The organism is Marinobacterium aestuarii (assembly GCF_001651805.1).
GTDB classification, from domain to species: Bacteria; Pseudomonadota; Gammaproteobacteria; order Pseudomonadales; family Balneatricaceae; genus Marinobacterium_A; species Marinobacterium_A aestuarii.
In genome coordinates this window covers 4,269,744-4,291,574 of record NZ_CP015839.1, presented here as the reverse complement: position 1 = coordinate 4,291,574, position 21,831 = coordinate 4,269,744, and the positions used below count along the sequence as shown (strand labels likewise).

Annotated in this window: 18 protein-coding genes; 10 read left to right on the top strand and 8 right to left on the bottom strand. The window is 60.7% G+C overall.

Going from position 1 to position 21,831, the window contains the following annotated elements:
* Window positions 1-21 precede the first annotated feature (21 nt).
* The 8 genes from A8C75_RS18795 to A8C75_RS18760 form a co-directional block, all read right to left on the bottom strand.
* The gene (locus tag A8C75_RS18795) at window positions 22-222 is read right to left on the bottom strand and encodes a hypothetical protein (protein WP_067385826.1); all 201 of its coding nucleotides are present in this window, start codon (window positions 220-222) and stop codon (window positions 22-24) included.
* On the bottom strand, window positions 219-2,258 hold the full coding sequence (locus A8C75_RS18790) for a 3'-5' exonuclease (protein WP_067385825.1): 2,040 nt from the start codon (window positions 2,256-2,258) through the stop codon (window positions 219-221). Before A8C75_RS18790 ends, A8C75_RS18795 begins: the two co-directional genes overlap by 4 nt.
* A gap of 1 nt (window position 2,259) precedes the next feature.
* A complete protein-coding gene (locus A8C75_RS18785) occupies window positions 2,260-2,631 on the bottom strand; it encodes a response regulator transcription factor (protein WP_067385823.1) in 372 nt (123 codons plus the stop codon).
* Between the two features lie 305 nt (window positions 2,632-2,936).
* Window positions 2,937-3,638, bottom strand: coding sequence for an ABC transporter ATP-binding protein (locus tag A8C75_RS18780; protein WP_067385821.1), 702 nt, complete (start codon window positions 3,636-3,638; stop codon window positions 2,937-2,939).
* A gap of 1 nt (window position 3,639) precedes the next feature.
* Window positions 3,640-4,407, bottom strand: coding sequence for a high-affinity branched-chain amino acid ABC transporter ATP-binding protein LivG (gene livG / locus A8C75_RS18775; protein WP_067385819.1), 768 nt, complete (start codon window positions 4,405-4,407; stop codon window positions 3,640-3,642).
* Window positions 4,407-5,657 (bottom strand): high-affinity branched-chain amino acid ABC transporter permease LivM, encoded by a 1,251-nt coding sequence (locus A8C75_RS18770; RefSeq protein ID WP_067387511.1) that lies wholly within the window; start codon window positions 5,655-5,657, stop codon window positions 4,407-4,409. The genes livG and A8C75_RS18770 overlap by 1 nt, the downstream gene beginning before the upstream one ends.
* Window positions 5,657-6,583 (bottom strand): high-affinity branched-chain amino acid ABC transporter permease LivH, encoded by a 927-nt coding sequence (gene livH / locus A8C75_RS18765; protein ID WP_067385817.1) that lies wholly within the window; start codon window positions 6,581-6,583, stop codon window positions 5,657-5,659. The genes A8C75_RS18770 and livH overlap by 1 nt, the downstream gene beginning before the upstream one ends.
* Window positions 6,584-6,715: 132 nt before the next feature.
* Window positions 6,716-7,837 carry a high-affinity branched-chain amino acid ABC transporter substrate-binding protein gene (locus A8C75_RS18760; RefSeq protein ID WP_067385815.1) on the bottom strand — a complete coding sequence of 374 codons (1,122 nt, stop codon included), beginning with the start codon at window positions 7,835-7,837 and terminating at the stop codon, window positions 6,716-6,718.
* A 359-nt stretch (window positions 7,838-8,196) separates the two neighbouring features.
* Here A8C75_RS18760 and A8C75_RS18755 point away from each other — a divergent pair, with 359 nt between their 5' ends.
* The 10 genes from A8C75_RS18755 (at window position 8,197) to fadB (ending at window position 21,816) form a co-directional block, all read left to right on the top strand.
* On the top strand, window positions 8,197-9,303 hold the full coding sequence (locus A8C75_RS18755; protein ID WP_067385813.1) for a WD40/YVTN/BNR-like repeat-containing protein: 1,107 nt from the start codon (window positions 8,197-8,199) through the stop codon (window positions 9,301-9,303).
* On the top strand, window positions 9,300-11,681 hold the full coding sequence (locus A8C75_RS18750; protein ID WP_067385811.1) for an efflux RND transporter permease subunit: 2,382 nt from the start codon (window positions 9,300-9,302) through the stop codon (window positions 11,679-11,681). Before A8C75_RS18755 ends, A8C75_RS18750 begins: the two co-directional genes overlap by 4 nt.
* Window positions 11,682-11,727: 46 nt before the next feature.
* Window positions 11,728-12,561, top strand: a complete 834-nt coding sequence (locus A8C75_RS18745) for a universal stress protein (RefSeq protein ID WP_067385809.1) — start codon at window positions 11,728-11,730, stop codon at window positions 12,559-12,561.
* Window positions 12,562-12,882: 321 nt separating this feature from the next.
* Window positions 12,883-14,682, top strand: coding sequence for an acyl-CoA dehydrogenase C-terminal domain-containing protein (locus tag A8C75_RS18740; RefSeq protein ID WP_067385808.1), 1,800 nt, complete (start codon window positions 12,883-12,885; stop codon window positions 14,680-14,682).
* A 104-nt stretch (window positions 14,683-14,786) separates the two neighbouring features.
* On the top strand, window positions 14,787-15,104 hold the full coding sequence (locus A8C75_RS18735; protein WP_067385806.1) for an SCP2 sterol-binding domain-containing protein: 318 nt from the start codon (window positions 14,787-14,789) through the stop codon (window positions 15,102-15,104).
* 161 nt (window positions 15,105-15,265) lie between these two features.
* Window positions 15,266-16,930, top strand: a complete 1,665-nt coding sequence (locus A8C75_RS18730; protein ID WP_067385804.1) for an AMP-binding protein — start codon at window positions 15,266-15,268, stop codon at window positions 16,928-16,930.
* Window positions 16,931-16,953: 23 nt separating this feature from the next.
* Window positions 16,954-17,508, top strand: a complete 555-nt coding sequence (locus A8C75_RS18725; RefSeq protein ID WP_067385802.1) for a DUF2889 domain-containing protein — start codon at window positions 16,954-16,956, stop codon at window positions 17,506-17,508.
* Between the two features lie 63 nt (window positions 17,509-17,571).
* On the top strand, window positions 17,572-18,534 hold the full coding sequence (locus A8C75_RS18720; RefSeq protein ID WP_067385800.1) for an NAD(P)H-dependent flavin oxidoreductase: 963 nt from the start codon (window positions 17,572-17,574) through the stop codon (window positions 18,532-18,534).
* 9 nt (window positions 18,535-18,543) lie between these two features.
* Window positions 18,544-19,293, top strand: coding sequence for an enoyl-CoA hydratase (locus tag A8C75_RS18715; protein WP_067385798.1), 750 nt, complete (start codon window positions 18,544-18,546; stop codon window positions 19,291-19,293).
* A 375-nt stretch (window positions 19,294-19,668) separates the two neighbouring features.
* Window positions 19,669-21,816, top strand: a complete 2,148-nt coding sequence (gene fadB, locus A8C75_RS18710) for a fatty acid oxidation complex subunit alpha FadB (RefSeq protein WP_067385796.1) — start codon at window positions 19,669-19,671, stop codon at window positions 21,814-21,816.
* Window positions 21,817-21,831: the final 15 nt, after the last annotated feature.

The following is a 21,831-nucleotide window of genomic DNA, read 5'->3' as shown; positions in this document are numbered from 1 at the left end:
CCGATCAAAAGCGCGGCGGTTTTAATCGTCATCGCTGAGCTCCAGCGTCAGCGCCGCGAGCAGAATAACAAAGGCCCAGGCCCCGAACAGGTACAGCGGCAGCCACGACAGGCCGCTGTCGCCGGCTTGATCAAACAGCCCCAGCAGCGGGGGCGTGAACAGCAGTGCGGCCAGCAGGGTAACGGCGATCAGGCGCGGTGGCAGGGGAGAGGGGCGCATCATGGGGCTGTTCTCCCGCGTTGGCCGCTGGCCTGGAACTGCAGCGCCTGCTCCAGACTGTGCACGCCGCGTGCCTGCAAACGTGGCAGCAGCTGCAACAGCAGCTCGGCGGTCACCCTGGCATCACCCAGCGCCGAGTGGCGGGTGCCGGGGGCAAAACTGAGCTGAAAGCGCTCGGCCAGGGCATCCAGACCGTGGCCCTCCAGGGTCGGGTCCAGGGCACGGGACAGCAGCAGCGTATCCAGCACCGGCATCTCAAAGCTGACACCGGCGGTTTGTGCATGCAGGTTGATGGCCAGCAGGTCGAAGGCCGCATTGTGGGCCACCAGCACGGCGTGGCCGACGAAGTCGCGAAACTGTGGCAGCACTACCGCGGCGGGCGGCGCCTCGGCCACGTCGCTATCGCCAAGGCCGTGGATCTGTGTGCTCTGGGGCGGCATGGGGCGGCCTGGGTTGATGAGCTGATCGTAGGCCTCCTGCGCCAGCAGCCGGCCATTGATAATGCGACAGGCACCTATGCTCACCAGGGTATCGCCCTGGCGCAGCTCCAGCCCGGTGGTTTCGGTGTCGAACACCACCATCTCCAGTTGTCCCAGCGGCCTGGCGCCGAGTTCTGCATCCGGTGGCGGCAGGTCGGCAATACTGAAATCGTGAAATTCGGGTCTTGTCTGGCGCGCCTTGGGCGGTGCGCCGACCCGCTCCAGCGCGGGCAGTGGCAGCCGCAGTCGGGCATGCAGGCCATCCTCGTCGGCCAGGGACCAGCAGTCGCTGTCGTGGCGGCGCAGTACATCCAGCAGGCAGGGAAAGGCACTGGCATCGGTCAGCGGTTGCTGCAGCCAGCGGGCGATGCGGCCCTGATCAATCGGCTGGCCGGGCCAGATAAGATCCAGATAAACGCGCTGATTGCCCAGGCGCAGCTCGGCCTCGAAGCGGCGCTCGCCGGTGGCTTCATGCAGCTGACCTAACAGTCGACACAGCAGTTCAAGCAGGGCGGGCCCATCGCTCCTGAGCCAGGCGGGAATGCCAATGGCCAGGAGTTCAAGCTGCTGGCGCTGCAGGCGTTCACTCAGCGCGCTCCAGAGATCGTTGGACCAGGTGTCCTGCAGCAGGCCCGGGTCCTGTTGCAGGCTGTCGAAGTGCCGGGCCAGCTGGTCTACCAGCGCGCCCAGGGCCTGGCTTTCCTCGCGCACAATGGTCTCGAGCCGGCCCTGCAGCTCGGGGGTGGCCTGGCCGCTGGCCAGCACTTCGCTGCTGCTGACAAGGCTGGCGCTGCGCCGTCGCAGATCCGGCAGCAGGTGTGCCAGCGGGGCGTGCCAGCGCTGATCCGCCGCCTGCTGCGCTGTGCTGTCCTGCAACGTGATCAGCGCCTCGCCCTGGTTGGCGGCGACACGGCGCAGATCACAGCGCAGCCAGTGTTGACCCCAGGGCAGCAGCAGCTGACGAGCGCGGCCGTCGCGGGGCAGGTCTTGCAAGGCATCCTGCAGGCCGGGCAGCGGCAGCAGCTCGGACAGGCGTCGTCCGAGGCCCAGGGCGGGCGACTGGGCAAAGAGTTGCTCTGCGGCCGGGTTAAACAGCAGCAGGCGCTGGTGCTGATCGCACAAGAGCAGCGGGGTGTGCAGCACCTGCAGCACGGCTTCCAGTTCGTGGCGAATCTGCAGGGCCTTGTGGGCGCCCTGTTCCGCAGCGTTGTGTAGCGCCTGGCGATCTTCGCGCCAGCCGTCGCGCAGGCGTTCGAAGTCCGCTGTCAGCGGGCGCAGCCAGCCTTCGGGGGCAAAATCACGGGTGGCATCGGGGTTGGCGGCCAGCCGGGCCAGCTGTACCTGCAGATGGCGCAGCGGCGTTAGCAGACGGCGCTCCAGTGCCGCACCTAGCAGCAGTATCAGTGCCCCTGGCAGCAGTGCCAGCAGCCAGAGCCCGGCGCGTTGAGCTCCAGCCGGTTGCAGCGTGCTGTCGAGCCAGAGGCCCAGAAAGATACCGCTGAAAAGGGAGGTGCCACTGAGCAGAAGCCAGCGACCCAGCAGAGACTGGAACGAAGGCACTTCAGTTGCCTTCCGTCAGCAGCGCCTGAACCTTTTCCACCAGCAGGCGGGTTGAAAAGGGCTTGGTGATATAGTCGTCGGCACCCAGTGCCAGGCCTTTCTCGCGCTCGACCTCGCGGCCGTGGGCGGTGAGCATGATAATCGGCAGGCGGGCATGTTCGGGCTGAGCTCGCAGCTGCTCGAGCACTTCAAAGCCGCTGAGGCCGGGCAGGCTGATATCCAGCAGAATCAGGTCGGGCCTTTGCTCGGCAACCCGCAGCAGCGCCGTTTCACCGTCATTGGCGGTGATCACCTCGAAGCCGGCCTGCTGCATCAAAAACTCCAGCGACAGCACTATGTTGGGTTCATCATCGACCACCAGCACAAGGGTCATAAGCGCCTCCTGATTGCTAGAGTCTGCAGGACCTGAAGTGGGTTCAGGACTGGCAAAGACCGGCAGGCTTTCAAACCGCTGTATGAGTTTAGCAGCCTGCCGGACTTAACACTGATCTGCTCGGCTTGGGCACGGCGTAACCCAACAATGAGCCGCTGCCTGTTGATGGGTTTCGCTGCGCTGCAGCGTATCCTGGGCGGTTAAAGTGGTTTGACAGGGGCGGTACAGCAGACATGAAAAAAGGGCGCTGCCGGTGGCAGCGCCCTTTTTATGGCGGCAAGTCATGTTCCTGCGGGGCTGGCGGATCAGCCGCCCAGATAGGCCTTGCGCACGTTTTCGTCGTCGAGCAGGTCGGCACCGCTGCCGCTGAGGACAACGCGGCCATTTTCCAGCACATAGCCACGGTCGGCGATTTTAAGCGCCTGGTTGGCATTCTGTTCCACCAGAAAGATGGTCACGCCATCATCACGCAGTTTTTCAATGATCTTGAAAATCTGCTGGATGATGATGGGCGCCAGGCCCAGCGAGGGTTCGTCGAGCAGGATCATGCGCGGCTTGCTCATCATGGCTCGGCCAATGGCCAGCATCTGCTGCTCGCCGCCGGACATGGTGCCGGCGCGCTGGGTAATGCGCTCGCGCAGGCGCGGGAAGAGCAGCAGCACTTCTTCCAGGGTTTCCTCGTACTCGGCCTTGGTGCGAAAGTAGGCGCCCATGTGCAGGTTTTCCTGCACCGTGAGACGGGCGAAGACCCGCCGCCCTTCTGGCACTATGGCCAGTCCCTGACGCATGATCTGCGCGGTGGGCATCCCGCTGATGGGCTGGCCATCGAACAGAATCTCGCCGCTGGTGGCCTGGGGATCACCACAGATGGTCATCATCAGGGTGGTCTTGCCGGCACCGTTGGCGCCGATCAGGGTGACAATTTCGCCCTTTTTGACCTCGACGGAGACATCATGCAACGCCTGTATGGGCCCGTAATGGGTGTTTACATTGTGGATTTGCAGCATGTCATTCCTCTCCGAGGTACGCCTTGATGACGTCGGGGTTATTCTTGATCTCATCCGCGTTGCCATCGGCCAGGGGCGTGCCCTGGGCGATAACGTAGATGTGATCGGAGATTCCCATCACCAGGCTCATGTCATGCTCGATCAGCAGCACCGAGATTTCATGTTCGTCACGCAGGCGCACGATCAGTTCATCCAGCTGCTTGGTCTCGTTGGGGTTGAGTCCGGCCGCCGGTTCATCGAGCAGCAGCAATTCGGGCTGGGTGACCATGCAGCGGGCAATTTCCAGCCGGCGCTGCTGGCCGTAGGACAGGTTGCCGGCTTCGCGGTTGGCGAAGGCCAGCATGTCGACCTCTTCGAGCCAGAAGGCGGCACGGTCCATGGACTCCTGTTCCAGCCGGCGGTAAGAGGCTGTTTTCAGCAGACCCGACAGCAGGTTGGTATTGAGGTGACGGTGCTGCGCCACCAGCATGTTTTCGATCACCGTCATGTTGGAGAACAGCCGTACATGCTGAAAGGTGCGCACCAGTCCCTTGCGGGAAATGTGGAAGTCTTTCAGCCCGGCGATCTGCTCGCCCTTGAACAGCACACTGCCATCGGAGGGAATATAAAACCCCGACAGACAGTTGAAAACGGTGGTCTTGCCGGCGCCATTGGGGCCGATCACGGATACGATCTGGCGGTTCTTGATCTTCAGATTGACGCCATTAACTGCTACCAGGCCACCAAAGCGCATGGTCAGAGCATTCACGTCCAGCAGTAACTGACTCATTACTTCAACTCCATGTGCGGACGCTTGCTCGGTAACAGACCCTGCGGGCGCCAGCGCATCATGAGCACCATCAGCAGTCCGAACAGCAGCATGCGGTATTCCTGAAATTCGCGGGCAAGCTCGGGCAGTATGGTCATCACTATGGCCGCCAGTATGACGCCAAGCTGTGAGCCCATGCCGCCGAGCACCACGATCGCAAGAATGATCGCCGACTCGATGAAGATGAAGGATTCGGGGCTGATAAAGCCCTGCCGTGCGGCAAAGAAGCAGCCGGCGAAACCGGCGGTGGAGGCGCCGATGGTAAAGGCCGAGAGCTTGATCACGGTGCGGTTCAGGCCCAGTGAACGGCAGGCGATTTCGTCTTCGCGCAGCGCTTCCCAGGCGCGGCCCACCGGCATGCGCATCAGTCGGTTGATGACATAGAGCACGGCCAGCACCAGCACCACGGCGATCAGGTAGAGGAAGATCACCTTGTAGCTGCTGGAATAGTCGATACCCATGAACTCATGGAAGGTGGTACCGCCCTCGCTGGCACGGCGGTTGAACTCCAGCCCGAACAGCGTGGGTTTGTCGATGCCGGAAATGCCGTTGGGGCCGCCGGTGATGGAGGTCCAGTTGTTCAGCAGGATACGAATGATTTCGCCGAATCCCAGCGTCACTATGGCCAGGTAGTCACCGCGCAGGCGCAGCACCGGAAACCCCAGCACAAAGCCGAAGAGCGCCGCCATCAGGGCTGCGATCGGCAGGCAGATCCAGAACGAGAGTCCGAAGTAGCTCGACAGCAGGGCGTAGGTGTAGGCGCCTATGGCGTAGAAGGCCACGTAGCCCAGATCCAGCAGGCCGGCGAGGCCGACCACTATATTGAGACCCAGCCCCAGCATGATGTAGATCAGCGTCAGGGTGGCCAGATCGACGGATCCGCGGGATACCATGAAAGGCCAGATGAGCAGACCGACAATGACCGCGGCGATCAGCCAGGGTTTGAGGCGCGTGCGCACGGACTCGGCGGGCAGTATTGCACCCAGGTTGGGGCGCGGAATGCCGGCGGTGGCGGCGCTGATCTGCTCACGGAACAGCTGCGATAGAAAAACGATGGCGATGCCACCGAATATCCAGGTCCACTGGGCGGCGGTGGCGCCGACCACGCGCAGCTCGGTGCCTTCGGAGGTGAGTTTCACGCCCACCATCAGGCAGGTGAGGATCAGGGTAATGCCGGCGGCGAAAAAGGCAGTGTAGAAATTCTGTCGCATCATACTTTCTCCACTTCCGGTTTGCCCAGCAGGCCGCTGGGGCGGAACAGCAGAATCAGTATCAGCAGACCGAACGACACCACGTCCTTGTATTCAGAGGGGAAGTAGGCGGAAGTAAGGGCTTCGGTAACGCCCAGAATCAGGCCGCCGAGCATGGCGCCGGGAATGGACCCTATACCGCCGAGCACCGCTGCCGTGAAGGCCTTGAGGCCGGCGATAAAGCCGACAAAGGGGTTTACCACACCGTAATACAGGCCCAGCAACAGGCCGGCCACGGCGGCCAGGGCCGCACCAATGATAAAGGTCATGGCGATGGTGCGGTTGGTATCAATACCCAGCAGGTTGGTCATGCCCTGGTCTTCAGAACAGGCGCGACAGGCGCGACCCATGCGCGAGCGGGATATGAACAGCGTCAGCGCGGTCATGCAGACGAGGGTCACAGCCCAGATCAGCAGCTGCATATAGGACAGCGACACTTCGAACAGCTGCGGATCACCGAAGGTCCAGCTGCCGCTGATCTGCGGTGCCAGGGCTACATCACGGGAACCCTGGGCCAGAACCACGTAGTTCTGCAGGAAAATCGACATGCCGATGGCGGAAATCAGCGGAATAAGCCGGTTGGAGCCGCGCAGTGGGCGATAGGCCACGCGTTCAACAGCCCAGCCGTAGGTGCTGGCCATGAAGACCGCAATCACCAGGGCGATAATCAGAATAACCGGGAGTGCGACCATCCCCATGCCGAGCAGGCCGGCGATGACGATGAATGAAATATAGGAGCCGATCATGTAAATCTCGCCGTGGGCGAAATTGATCATGCCGATGATGCCATAGACCATTGTGTAGCCGATGGCGATCAGGGCATAAGTGGACCCGATCGTCAGCCCGTTTATGAGCTGTTGCAGGAAATAGAGCGATGCTTCAGACATAGTAAAAACCAGGTCAAAGGATACCCGGGGCGTCGGTTAAACCATCAACAGACGCCCGACCCCGGATCGCGGAGCTGGGTATCGTGGGCAGCGACGGGCGCGGAGCCCGGGCTGCCTGATTATTGTAATTATTTACTGGGGAGCAGGTGTCTTGGAGCCATCTTTGTGCAGGCTGTAAACCAGGAAGGTGGACTCGGTCAGGTCCCCTTTCTCGTCATAGGTCACCTTGCCGATAGAGGTATCGAATTCGTTCTTGCGGATATAGTCGGCCAGTTTGACCGGATCGGTATCACCGACAGCCTTGATGGCGTCGCCCATCACCTGAACGGCGGCGTAGGCGGTAAAGACGAACGGGCCTGAGGCATCTTCGCCCTTGGCCGTAATGGCTTCAACGCGGGCCTTGTTTTCCGGGTTCTGATCGAAGCTTTTCGGTGCCGTTGCCAGCACGCCTTCGGTTGCATCGCCGGCGATCTTGGCCAGATCGGCGTTGACGATACCTTCAGGACCCATGAACTGGGCACTGAAATTTTTCTCCGAGGATTGACGCAGAATCAGCCCCAGTTCCGGGTGATAGCCACCGTAATAAACGAAATCGACGTTCTCTTTCTTCAGTTTGGCAATCAGCGCCGAGAAGTCCTTGTCGCCCGGCGTCACACCTTCAAACATCACCGCGGAAATGCCCTTGGCTTCCAGACCGTCCTTGACGGTCTGTGCCAGGCCTTCGCCGTACTGCTGCTTGTCGTGAATAATGGCCAGGGTCTTGGGCTTCACGGTGTTGGCGATGTAATCCGCCGCCATGCTGCCCTGCAGGCTGTCCAGACCTATGGTGCGGAAGATCAGCTGGTGACCTTTTTCGGTGATGGACGGGGAGGTGGAAGCGGCGGTAATCATCAGCACGCCTTCTTCTTCGTACACATCAGCCGCAGGTTCAGTGGAGCTGGAACACAGGTGACCGACCACATGGGTGATGCCGTCGTTGACGATCTTGTTGGCCACGGCCACGGCCTGTTTCGGGTCGCAGGCGTCGTCGTAAATAACGCCTTCAAGCTGCATGCCATTCACGCCGCCCGCCTTGTTGATATCGTCAATCGCCGCCATTACGCCGATTTTCTGCATGTCGCCGTACTGGGCAACCGGGCCTGTTGCCGGGCCTGCCAGTGCGATTTTGAGTGTTTCAGCCTGAACTGCAGCAGCTGAACCCAGAATGGCCAATGCGGTACCAATACTGAGCAGTGTTTTAGAAAACTGTTTCATTGCAGAGATTCCCCTTCGATTATTTTTCGTCTGGCGAGGGCCAGGTAATTCTTGTTATAGCTCGCCGCCTACGTTTACTTTGTCTGCGGCATAAAATCAATTGTAGACCGCGCAAATCGTACAGATGATCGATATTGTCAGGATATGTGGTGTCGATTGTTATTGAGCCAATGCGGGCAATCGCTGATGCTTCGATTAACTGCGGTCTAGAATGCATGGGCGACCGGGGTTGTAGTCTGGCACGTTGAACTGTCACTGCACCTGAACCTTCTGGTTCGGCTTCCCAGCATAATAAAGATAAAACGCGGAACGCTGTCAATCTGCCGCTGCGGCAGATCGGCGGACTGGAAGGGAAAACTATGGGATTCAATATTCAGGGCCGCAAGTGGCTGCTTTGTCTGCTGCTGGGTTATAGCCTTATCACGGCGCCGACATTCGCGGCGACCCCATTCGATCGTTTGCAGGTGCCGGCTCAGGTGACTGAGCGGGCGACTCAGTCGCTGCTGCTGGATATCGCCCGTGCCGGCGGGCGCCTGGTGGCGGTGGGCGAACAGGGGCTGGTGCTCTTGTCCGATGATGGCGGCGATCACTGGCGTCAGGCCGAGGTGCCGGTCAGCGTATTGCTGACCGCCCTGAGTTTCGCCGATGAGCAGCAGGGCTGGGCGGTGGGGCATGATGGCACTGTACTGCACAGCACCGATGGCGGTGCCCACTGGAGTCTGCAGCTGGATGGCAACCGCATCAATGCACTGCGGGTGGAACAGCTTGAAGCCGAGCTGGATGCCCTGAGCCTGGAGGCCGAGGCGGACCCGGTGGTGCAGGAAAATCTCGAATACGCGCTGGACGATGCACTCTTTGCGCTGGAGGATGGCCCCAACATGCCGTTGCTGGATGTCTGGTTCGCCGATCCGCTGCACGGCTTTGTGCTGGGCGCCTACGGTCAGCTGCTGCAAACCCGGGACGGTGGCAACAGTTGGCAAACCCTGGGTCACCGCCTGCCCAACCCCGATCGTTTTCATCTCAACAGTCTGCTGGCAACAAGTTCCGGTGATCTCTATATCGCCGGCGAAGCCGGGCTCTTGCTGCGCTCCAGCGACAGTGGCAATAGCTGGGAAGCGCTGGAATCCCCCTATGAGGGTTCACTCTTTGCCATGGCCGAGCTCGATGGCCTTTGGCTGATGGGGCTGCGCGGCAATCTGTTCCACAGCCCTGATGGCGAGCACTGGCAGGCGCTGGAACTGGATGCCACGGCGACCCTTAACGGCGCCCTGGCGGTGGACTACAAGTTGCTGCTGCTGGGGCAGGGTGGTCTGCTGCAGGTGGGTGGTCCCGCTGGCTTTGCGCCGCTGTTGCAGCAACGTTCGCGCCAGAGTTTGAGTGCGGCCCTGGTGGTCGGCTCGCAACTGCTGCTGGTGGGTGAAGGTGGTATTCAGCGCAAGGCCTTGCCAGCGGGAGCTGCACAATGAAAACACTGACCCTGTCGATGCTGGGCCTGGTAAAAAGCAGCGAGCATCTGATCGAGCGGGTGCTGTTTCACCGTCGTCGCACGCTGCTGGCACTCTTCGTCCTCGTCACCCTGGTGCTGGGCTGGCAGGCCAGCCAGATCAGGCCTGATGCCAGCTTCGTCAAGATGATTCCCACCGAACATCCCTACGTCGAGAACTATCTGACCTACCGCGACGACTTGGCGGGGCTGGGTAACAGCCTGCGGGTGGTGGTGGCCGCCACCGAGGGCGATATCTTCACACCGGAATTTCAGGACAGCCTGCGCAAGGTGACCGACGAGCTGTTTTTCCTGCCGGGGGTTGATCGCTCGGCGCTGGCCTCGATCTGGACGCCCAATGTGCGCTGGACCGAAGTCACCGAAGAGGGTTTTGTCGGCGGGCCTGTGATTCCCGATGACTACGACGGCTCGGCCGCCGCGCTGGAAAAGCTGCGCACCAATATCCTGCGCTCGGGGCAGCTGGGGCGGCTGGTGGCCAATGACTTCGGTTCGGCCATAGTGCAGGTGCCGCTGTTTGACCGCGACCCTGAAACCGGCGCCGGGCTGGATTATCAGCAGCTGTCTCATCTGCTTGAAAGTCTGGTGCGCCAGCCCTACGAATCCGACCAGATTAATATTCACATCACCGGTTTTGCCAAGGTGGTGGGGGATCTGATCGATGGTGCCCGTGATGTGGCCCTGTTCTTTGCGGTGGCCTTTGGCGTCACCCTGGTGCTGCTGTATCTCTACTCTGGCAGTGTCAGCGGCACCCTGATCCCGCTGGCCTGCTCGCTGGTGGCGGTGATCTGGCAGCTGGGCCTGCTGCGGCTGCTGGGTTTTGGGCTGGATCCCTACTCGATGCTGGTGCCCTTTCTGGTGTTTGCCATCGCCGTGAGTCACGGCGTGCAGATCGTCAATACCGTGGCCCAGGAAGAGGCGGAAGGTGCTGGCAGTCTGCTGGCGTCCCGCCGCGCCTTCCGTGCGCTCTATATTCCGGGCCTGACGGCGTTGCTGTCGGACGGGCTTGGCTTCGTGACCCTGATGGTGATCCAGATTCAGGTGATTCAGGATCTGGCCATAGCGGCGTCGATAGGCGTGGCCGTTATCATCCTGACCAACCTGTTGCTGCTGCCACTGCTGATGTCCTGGGCGGGCGTGGGGAAACGGGCCATCGCCCGGGCGAAGCGCAGCCAGGCGGCGGTGAGCTCGCGCTGGGCTATTCTCACGGTTTTTGCCCGTCCTCGTGGCGCTATTGTGGCGCTGCTGGTGGCGGCAGGCCTGGCACTGGCGGGGCTGCAGGCCAGTTCTGAGCTGAAGATCGGTGATTTGGATTCCGGTGCGCCTGAGCTGCGCAAGGATTCGCGTTATAACCTCGATAATGCCTTTGTTACCGGCCACTACTCGACATCCAGCGATGTGTTCGTGGTGATGGTGACCACCGAGGCCGAGCAGTGCGCCAGCTTCAGGACGCTTGAGTTGGTGGATCGCTTCCAGCAATACCTCACCAACGTGCCGGGGGTGCAGTCCAGCCTGTCGCTGGCGGATGTGTCCGAACGTGTCACGGCGGGGCTGAACGAGGGCAGCCTGAAATGGCGTTCGGTGAGTCGCAACCAGTTTGTGATCAACGCCTCCCTGGCCTATGTGCCCGGCGGGCTGATGAACGGCGACTGCTCTTTGCTGCCGCTGATCATGTTCCTGGATGATCACAAGGCGGCGACCCTTAGCCGGGTAACCGACAGCGTGAAGGCGTTCGCGGCACAGCATGACAGCGAGCAGATCCAGTTCCGCCTGGCGGCGGGCAACTCCGGCATAGAGGCGGCCACCAATGAAGTGATCAGCACCGCCCAGTACAAGATGCTGCTCTGGGTCTACGGGGTGGTGAGTTTGCTCTGCCTGCTGACCTTCCGCTCGCTGCGCACGGTGATCTGCATCATCCTGCCGCTGGCGCTGACGTCCCTGCTGTGTCAGGCGCTGATGGCCAAGATCGGCATAGGCGTAAAAGTGGCGACACTGCCGGTGATCGCACTGGGCGTCGGCATAGGGGTGGACTACGGTATTTATATCTATACCAAGTTGAACAGTTTCCTGCTGCAGGGACAGTCATTGCCTGACGCCTACCTGGCGACCCTGCGCACCACCGGCAAGTCGGTGGCCTTTACCGGCCTGACGCTGGCGATTGGCGTGGTGCTCTGGGTGCTTTCGCCCATCAAGTTCCAGGCTGATATGGGCATCCTGCTGACCTTCATGTTCCTGTGGAACATGCTGGGTGCGCTGATTCTGCTACCGGCACTGACCTGTGTGCTCTATCGCCATACCGGCTCCAAGGTGGAGCAAAAGGAAACCAGCGACCTGCTGTCCTGAGTCACTGCATAGGCGCGATTCGCGTCAACTAAAAGAGGATAGGCCAATGCCATTGGCGCCGAACAGAATACTGGTCCTGCTGGATGGCGGATCCCATTGCCTGGAGGCGTTAAATCGCGCCGGCCTGATTGCCGAGGTGACCGATGTGCCGCTTGATCTGCTGTGGTTTGGCAAGCGCCCGGCCTGGGAGGGCATGGATGATGCGCTGGCGCAACTCCACGTTGACCGCACCGTGCATCTTCTCGACCCCACGACATCGCTGTTTGACAGCCTGCGCAGCGAGTGGGCGCGTGAGCCTTACTCTCTGGTGGTCAAGGGCTGCGACCCGCGACACAGCAAGCCTGCGCTGACGGCACCGCTGGACTGGCGTCTGCTGCGCGAAGTGCCGGCGCCGGTATTGCTGGTCAAGCGCCTCGAGTCCTGGGTCGGCAAGCGGATACTGGCGGCGATCAACCCGCTGCATGATGCTGAGGTTCAGGGGGCGCTGGATGAGTCGGTGCTGCGCGCCGCCCATCTGGTCAGTTCCCTGGCGAAGGCCCAGCTGCATACGGTCATCGCCACCGAGCCCCCCATGCTGGGTGCGGCGGCAGAAGATCAGGTTGCCAGCCTGATCGACGCCAGGGCCAGTGCAGCGGCACAGGCGCTGTGTCAGCGGTTGGCGCTAAGCCCGCAGCAGCATCATATAGGCGAGGGGCCGGCCGAATTCTGGATCAGCCAGGTCAGCAATAATCTGAGTGCCGCGCTGCTGGTTATCAGTACCAGCGCCCGCGGCGGTGTTAGTGGCGCGCTCTACGGCAATATGGCCGAGGATATTCTGGATAGCACCAGTACCGATGTGCTGGTGATGCGCGCCGGTGGCGTGATGGTGGATCACAGCTAAGTATTGCTTTGTGTGCATTGGCAAGTTGTGCGCCCGTAGCCCGTGTACGGGCTTTTTATTGCCTGACTGACCGTAAATGTTATTTATTTATCAAGCTCTGATCACGGTGATATGGGTTTTCTTGTGGGGCTGGTAATTTTTGTCACTAAAACTGAGGGCATTTGTTATTGGTCGGGCGGGCGAATTCGGTGATCCTGTGGACTGCAGAATAACGAGAGCGTCCGGTGTGGCAGCCTGTCGGACTTACCACTGATCTAGTGCGGAAAAGCCCGACAGGCTGCCAGCCGGATGCCTGTGAATAGCCAGTTGAGGATAGAAATCATGCCAGAGTACAAAGCCCCGCGACGCGAGATGCACTTTGTGCTGAACGAGCTGCTGGATGCGGATGCGCATTACCAGGCGCTGACCGGTGCCGAGGATGCCACACCGGACATGATTGAAGCGATTATTGAAGAGGGCGCCAAATTTTCCGAACGCGTGCTGGCGCCACTCAATGGCGTGGGCGACCGTCAGGGTTGCCGCCTGGAAGGTGGTGAGGTGATCACGCCTGAAGGTTTCAAGCAGGCCTACAGTCAGTTCATCGACGGTGGCTGGTCTTCACTGGCGCACGACCCGCAATGGGGCGGTCAGGGTCTGCCGGAGTCCGTCGGCATTGTGATCAATGAAATGGTCGGCACCGCCAACTGGGCCTGGAGCATGTATCCCGGCCTCAGCCACGGCGCCATGAATACCCTGGAAGCCCACGGCACCCAGGAGCAGAAACAGCAGTATCTGACCAAGCTGGTGAGCGGCGAGTGGACCGGCACCATGTGCCTGACCGAATCCCATTGCGGTACAGACCTGGGGTTGCTGCGCACCCGCGCCGAACCTGAAGCCGATGGCAGCTACCGCATCAGCGGTACCAAGATCTTTATCTCCGCCGGTGAGCACGACATGGCCGAGAATATCGTCCATATAGTACTGGCGCGTCTGCCGGATGCACCCGCGGGCACCAAGGGAATTTCACTGTTTATCGTGCCCAAATTTCTGCCCGACGCCCAGGGGGCTGCCTGCGAGCGCAACAGCCTTGAGTGCGGTTCGCTGGAACACAAGATGGGCATTCACGGCAACGCCACCTGCGTGATGAATTTCGATGGCGCGACCGGCTATCTGATAGGCCCTGCCAACAAGGGTCTCAACTGCATGTTCACCTTCATGAACACGGCACGTCTGGGCACGGCGCTGCAGGGTCTGGCACACGCCGAGTGGGGCTTTCAGAACTCGCTCAGCTATGCCCGCGACCGGCTGCAGATGCGGGCGCTGTCAGGCTCCAAAAATCCGCAGGGCGCCGCTGACCCGATTATCGTGCACCCCGCGGTACGCAATATGCTGCTGACGCAGAAGGCCTTTGCCGAAGGTGGTCGGGCACTGATTTATTACTGTGCCCAGCTGGTGGATCGCGGCAAGCAGGGCGCTACTGAGGAAGATCGTTCAGAGGCCGATGCGCTGCTGGCCTTCCTGACGCCCATCGCCAAGGCCTTCCTGACGGAAGCCGGCTATGAGGCGGCCAACCACGGCATGCAGATTTACGGTGGTCATGGTTACATTGCCGAGTGGGGCATGGAACAAAACGTGCGTGATAGCCGTATCTCTATGCTCTATGAGGGTACAACCCAGATCCAGGCGCTGGATCTGCTCGGGCGCAAGGTGCTGATGACCCAGGGTGAAGCGCTCAAGGGTTTCACCAAGATAATGCACAAATTCTGCCAGTCTCAGGCCGATGATGCCGCCATGGCGCCCTTTGTGACACCGCTGGCGGAGCTGAACAAGGAATGGGGCGAGCTGACCATGAAGATCGGCATGAAAGCCATGCAGGATCGGGAGGAAGTGGGGGCCGCTGCGGTGGATTACCTGATGTACTCGGGCTACGTTGTGCTGGGTTACTTCTGGGCCCGCATGGCTCAGGTGGCACAGGCCGAACTGGCAAAGGGCACAACGGACAGCGCCTTCTACGAAGCCAAGCTGCAATGCGCCCGTTTCTACTTCGAGCGCCTGCTGCCCCGTACCCGCAGCCTGAGTGTCACCATGTTGTCCGGTGCCGACAATCTGATGTCACTGGATGCCGAGCACTTCGCTTTCTGATGTGGCTACTAAAATACAAACCGGGACGCGCTTTGGTGTCCCGCTTGCTGAAATTGCGCGCCAGGCGTTACAACAAACAGACGACAAACCCGGAGACAGGCAGCATGAGCGATATAAACGCACTTTTTTCCAAGATGGAACAGCAGTTTGATGCCACGGCGGCGGCGGGTGTAGAAGCCGTGTTCCAGTATCAGCTTGACGATGGCGGCCCCTGGTTTGTGGCCATTGCCGACGGTAGCTGCACTATTACCGAAGGTGAAAGCGCGGCCCCGACAGTCACGCTGTCGATGGACAGCCAGACCCTCGGCGAGATCATGAGCGGTGAACTGGACGGCATGAGTGCCTTTATGGGTGGGCGGGTTCGTGCCGATGGCGATATCATGGTTGCCACCCAGCTGGCGAAGCTGTTTCCGCCGGCCTGATGTTGGGAGGCAGATGGCTTACACTCACTGCATTCAGCTATTAACCCGGCGGGTTAATAGCTGAAGCATGGGGGCTTCATCATTGGGCCTTGCGTTGGATCTAAGGCCCGATGCGAATATTAGGTTAAAAACCGAAAACAATAACATTCAAAGGTAACGGCATGGCTCAGGCAAGAGGGCATTCAATTCCGCAAGAGCTCAATCCGCAGCAGCACGCAACGGTGCTGGATGTGGTGGCGCGGGCGTGCCGCGATTATCCGGAGCGTCCGGCTTTCACCAGTTTTGGTCGTACCCTTAATTATGCAGAGCTGGATCGCCTGGCGGATGCCTTTGCGGTCTATCTGCAGCGCAACACGGATCTCAAGCCCGGTGATCGTATCGCCGTGCAACTGCCCAACCTGATTCAGTACCCGGTGGTGTTGTTTGGCGCCCTGCGGGCAGGCCTGGTGGTGGTCAATACCAACCCGCTGTACACACCCAGGGAGATGGAGCACCAGTTCCGTGATTCAGGCGCAAAAGCCCTGGTGATCCACAAGAGCATGGCTCATAACGCCGAGAAGATTATCGGCAATACCGATATTAGCCATGTGTTTGTGACCCAGATCGGCGATCTGCACGGCTTTCTCAAGCGCACCCTGCTCAATGCCGCCATCAAGTACATCAAGAAGCTCGAGCCATCCTATTCGCTGCCGGGTTCCGTGTGCCTGCGTCATGCGCTGGACACGGGGCTGGGTCTCAAACCCGAGCCGGTTGAGCGGGCAACCGCAGACCCTGCGGTGCTGCAATATACCGGGGGCACCACTGGGCTTGCCAAGGGCGCGGTGTTAAGCCACGGCAATCTGGTCTCCAATATGGTGCAGGGCTGCGAGCTGATCAGCCGGGCAGACGGGCACTGGAGCCAAACGACGGTCGCGCCTCTGCCGCTCTATCACATCTACGCCTTTACCATCTCGCTGATCGTGATGGAAACCGGCGGCCATACCGTGCTGATTCCCAACCCCAGGGACATGGATGCCTTTGTGCGCGAACTCAAGCGCTGGCAGGTGTCCTGCTTTATCGGCCTCAATACGCTTTTTGTGGCGCTGTGCAACCGGGCGGATTTCCGTGCGCTGGACTTCAGTCATCTGATCGTTACCATTTCGGGCGGCATGGCCCTGACCCACGATGCCGCCGACAAGTGGCGTGAGGTGACGGGCTGCGAAATCATGGAAGGCTACGGCCTGACCGAAACCTCGCCGGCGGTCTCCATCAATCCGCCCGGGGGCGTGCGTGTGGGAACTATCGGTTGCCCGCTGGCGGGCACCGAAGTGCGCATTCTTGCCCAGGATGATACTGATGCGACACCGGGAGAGGCGGGTGAACTCTGTGTGCGCGGTCCCCAGGTGATGGTGGGATACTGGCAGCGGGAGAAGGAAACGGCGGATGCCTTTACCGCCGACGGCTACTTTCGCACCGGCGATATAGCGATTCAGGAGCCCGATGGCTATCTGCGCATCGTTGATCGTGCCAAGGACCTGATTATTGTGTCCGGTTTCAATGTCTACCCCAACGAGATCGAGGATGTGGTGGCGTCTCACCCGGACGTGGTGGAATGCGCCGCGGTGGGGGTTGCCGATGAAAAAACCGGCGAGTCGGTGCGCCTGTTCGTGGTGAGTCGCAACGATGCACTGACCGCTGCGGACATCAGGGTCTGGTGCAAGGAGCGCCTGACCGGATACAAGATTCCCCGTGAGGTCATGTTTACCCATGACCTGCCCAAATCGAACATTGGCAAGGTCCTGCGTCGCAAGCTGAAAGAAACCGACCAGGACGCCGAAGTAGCCTGAATCAAGGATTGGAGCAAGTCAGTATGCCGTTACCCAAACCCGCTCGTCGTACCCAGCAGCATCATCGCGTCGTCAATTGTGTGGGTTTCCTGCGCGCAGACGGCCTCTGGGATATAGAGGGCCGCATGACGGATATCAAGACCTGCGACGTCGACAACGAGGAGCGCGGCGGCTATGTGGCGGCGGGCGAAACCTTTCATGACATCAGCATGCGTCTGACCATCGATCAGAACTTTCTGATTCACCAGGTGGAGTGTGCCATTGATGCGGCGCCTGCACGCATGTGTGCCGGTATCGTCGGCGTGTTCAAGCGTATTGAAGGCACCCGTATAGGCCCCGGCTGGTTGCGCGAGACCCGCGAACGGGTCGGCGGCGTCAAGGGGTGTACGCACCTGAACGAGCTGCTGCAGCCACTGGCGACCACGGCGATACAGACGCTCTGGCCGGCGAAAAGCGGCGATGCAAAATCCGAGCGTCGCGGTGCCATTATCAATACCTGTCATACCTGGGCGCAGAATTCCGAGGTGGTGCAGCGTGTGTTGCCAGAATTCTATACCCCGGATCCCCCCTCGACCTGATGGCCTCCGGACGCCCGGCCTGATGGCACGGGCGGCCCATAACTATAAAGCCTGGAGAACAGCATGAGCTTACCCGAGTCCTTCCACGGGCGACTTCGCCTGCCCCTGATTGCCGCGCCCATGTTCCTGGTGTCGGGCCCGCAGCTGGTAATCGAGACCTGCAAGGCCGGTGTTATAGGCACCTTCCCGGCGCTGAATCAGCGCAGCAGCGAAGGCTTCGAGCAGTGGCTGGAGGAAATTAACGCGGCCCTGCAGGCCCATGAACGGGACAGTGGAGTGCCGGCCGCGCCCTTTGGTGTCAACCTGATCGTGCATCCCTCCAACCCGCGTCTCAAGGCCGACCTGATGCTGTGCGTGAAGCACCGGGTGCCGCTGGTGATTACTTCGCTGGGGGCGGTCAAAGAGGTGGTGGATGCCGTACACAGCTATGGCGGGCTGGTGTTTCACGACGTGACCAATATCCGCCATGCCAAAAAGGCCGCGGCGGCCGGTGTGGATGGCCTGATTGCCGTCTGCGGCGGTGCCGGCGGTCATGCCGGGACCCTGAGCCCCTTTGCCCTGGTCAACGAGATCCGCCAGTTCTTCGACGGTGTGGTGATATTGTCCGGTAGCCTTTCCAGTGGCCAGGATCTGGCTGCCGCCCGCATGCTCGGGGCGGATCTGGGGTACATGGGTACGCGCTTTATCAACACCCGCGAGAGCATGGCGGCGGATGACTACAAGGACATGATTATCGGCAGCCGTGCCGCCGACATCGTCTATACACCCAAGGTGTCCGGCATTCCCGCCAGCTTTATGCGCCAGAGCCTGGAGGCCGCCGGCCTGCTGGACACGGAGCACGATGCCTCCAAACCGGTGGATATGAGCGACGAAGCCAAGGCCTGGAAAACGGTCTGGTCGGCGGGCCAGGGCGTGGGCTCCATCGAGGATGTGCCAAGCACCGCCGAACTGGTGGCACGCCTGAAACATGAATATACCGAGGCCGGCCAGCAGTTTGCGGCCGACAGCCTGCAATATCGGGATTGAGGATTTGCCATGTCTGACTTGATTACACAACGGTGCCACGAGGGCGTGCTGGAGCTGACCCTTAACCGGCCACAGAAAAAAAATGCCCTGAACCGGGAAATGTACCTGGGCCTGACCGACATGCTGCAGCAGGCGGATAACGACGATGCCGTGCGGGTTGTGCTGCTCAATGGCGCCGGCGACAGCTTCTGTGCGGGCAACGATATCGCCGATTTTGTCAGCAGTGGCGGCAGTGCCGAGGCGGCCAGGGTGCCGCTGCGCCTGCTGCAGACCCTGGCAGGGCTCGAAAAACCGCTGGTCGCCGCGATCCATGGCCATGCGGTAGGTATAGGCACAACGCTGCTGCTGCACTGTGACCTGGTCTACGGCGCCGACAATACCCGCCTGCAGCTGCCCTTTGCGCGCCTGGGGCTGGTGCCGGAAGGCGGCAGCAGCCTGCTGTTGCCGCAACTGGCGGGGCACCGCAGGGCATTCGAACTGCTGGTGCTGGGGGAGGCCTTTGATGCCGACTGCGGCCTCAGCATAGGCCTGATCAACGAAGTGATCGCCGCCGATCAGGTGCTGGCGCGGGCGCGGGATCGAGCCTGTTCGCTGGCGGCGCTGCCGCAACAGGCGCTGCGCAAGAGCAAGCAGATGCTGCGGGCGCATCAGCAGGATTTGCTGCAGCAGGTGCTGGTGGAAGAAATTGATGCCTTCCGCGAGCGGCTGAATTCGGCCGAAGCCCAGGGCGCGCTTATGGCATTCATGCAGCGCGGTTAAATGCGCAGGCGTTCAGCCCCTAGTGCCGGCACTTGTGCCGGCCCTGTTGTATCCGGCGTTTGAACTCGCTGCCTGTTAGCTGCCGCACAGCGATGGGCAGGCGGCGGGCAGGGGGTTTCAAAAAGCTGATTTCAAACGTAGTGTTATTGAACGGTTTGTTTTTAATATTTTTAACTTATTGAAATATATAAATAAAAATTTTACTGAAATAAATTGTCAGTAATGCGGGCTGATTTTGTCATTGTTGCCAAGGCTGCTGAGACTACTATGGTCAACAGTAGCAAGATGTTTGAAGCCAGGGACTGCAACCCTGGCCCCGGCTTTCAGGCGGGACCGACTAAAGACTCCGGACAGATTCCGGTGGGGAGAACAAGAATGCAGTATGCAGGACAGGCGGTCAGCGTACGGGACGCAGGCGACGGTCTTTATGAGGTTGTTTTCGATCTCGCAGGCGATTCGGTTAACAAATTCAACCAGGCCACCCTGGCCGAGCTGCGCGATGCCGTAGCTGCAGTGCAGGGCACTGCCGGTGTGCAGGGTCTGTTGTTCAGCAGCGCCAAGGATGTCTTTATCGTCGGCGCCGATATCACCGAATTCACCCAGATGTTCGAGCGCAGCGAAGAAGAGATCGCTGCCGGCCTGCTGGAAATGAATCAGGTGTTCAACTCTATTGAGGATCTGCCGTTCCCTACCGTCAGCGCCATTAACGGCGTGGCCCTGGGTGGCGGCTTCGAGCTTTGCCTGGCCACCGATTACCGGGTGGCGAGCACGGCGGCCAAAGTTGGCCTGCCGGAAGTGAAGCTGGGTATCTATCCGGGCTGGGGCGGCACGGTACGGCTATCGCGCCTGTTGGGCGTGGATAACGCCAATGAGTGGGTCTGTGGCGGTGCTGAACACAAGGCAGAGGCGGCACTGAAAGCAGGGGCGGTGGATGCGGTGGTAGCCCCAGCCCAGCTACGCGAGGCCGGTCTGGACCTGCTGCGCAACTGCGTCGCCGGCAAGTTTGATTATCTGGCGCGCCGGGTCGAGAAGCAGAGTGCCATCAAGCTGAACCAGGTTGAGCAGATGATGGCCTTTGAGTCCGCCAAGGGCGTGATAGGCGCCCAGGCCGGGCCGCATTATCCGGCGCCCATGGCGGCACTGAAAACCATGCAGAAACACGCCAACCTCAAGCGCGATGCCGCCCAGGCGGTGGAGGCCAAAGGCTTTGCCAAACTGGTCAAAACTGATGTTTGCCGCGCGCTGATAGGCCTTTTCCTGAAAGACCAGCAGGTCAAGAAGGTGGCCCGCAAGCATGCGGCCGGTGCTGCGCCCGTGCAGCAGGCGGCGGTGCTGGGTGCGGGTATCATGGGGGGTGGCGTGGCTTATCAGTCGGCGTCCCGCGGGGTGCCGATCCTGATGAAGGACATCAACGAAAAAGCCCTGCAGCTGGGGCTGGATGAAGCCACCCAGTTGCTCGGCGGCCAGCTCAAGCGCGGTCGCCTGGATGCCGCCGGTGTTGCCAAAACCCTGACCATGATTCGCCCGACCCTGAGCTACGGCGACATCGCCAATGTCGACCTGGTGGTTGAGGCGGTGGTGGAAAACGTCAAGGTGAAGCAGGCGGTGCTGGCGGAAACCGAGCAGTACCTGAAGGACGGTGCCATTCTGGCCTCCAATACCTCGACCATCTCGATCACCGAACTGGCAAGGGCACTGAAAAAGCCGGAAAACTTCTGCGGCATGCATTTCTTCAACCCGGTGCACAAGATGCCGCTGGTGGAGGTTATCCGCGGCGAGAAAACCTCCGATGCCGCCGTGGCCCGTACCGTGGCCTATGCCCAGACCCTGGGCAAGACGCCGATCGTGGTCAACGACTGCCCGGGCTTTCTGGTGAACCGGGTGCTGTTCCCCTATTTCGGCGGCTTTAGCCTGCTGCTGCGCGATGGTGGCGATTTCCGTCGTATCGACAGGGTGATGGAAGGCTTCGGCTGGCCGATGGGGCCTGCCTACCTGCTGGATGTGGTGGGCATCGACACGGCGCACCATGCCGATGCGGTGATGGCGGCGGGTTTCCCGGATCGCATGACCCACGAAGGCGAGAATGCCATCGATCGCATGTACAGCCTGGAGCGCTTTGGCCAGAAAAACGCCAAGGGCTTTTATGCCTATGCGCCGGACCGTCGCGGCAAGTTGAAGAAGGCGCCGGATGAGACCGTAGCCGCAGCGCTGAAGGGTGTTGTGGGCGCGGCCCGGGATTTCAGTGATGAGGAAATTATCGAACGCATGATGATTCCGTTGTGCATCGAAACCGTGCGCTGCCTGGAAGACAACATAGTGGCTTCGGCCGCCGATGCCGACATGGGGCTGATATACGGCATCGGTTTCCCGCCGTTCCGTGGCGGTGCGCTTTACTACCTCGATCAGCTGGGCCTGGCGAACTTCTGCGCCATGGCGGCCAAATATGCCGACCTGGGGCCTTTGTACCAGCCCACCGAACGCATGCAACAGATGGCCGAGCGCGGCGAAACCTACTACGGCTGATAAGGAGGATACCTG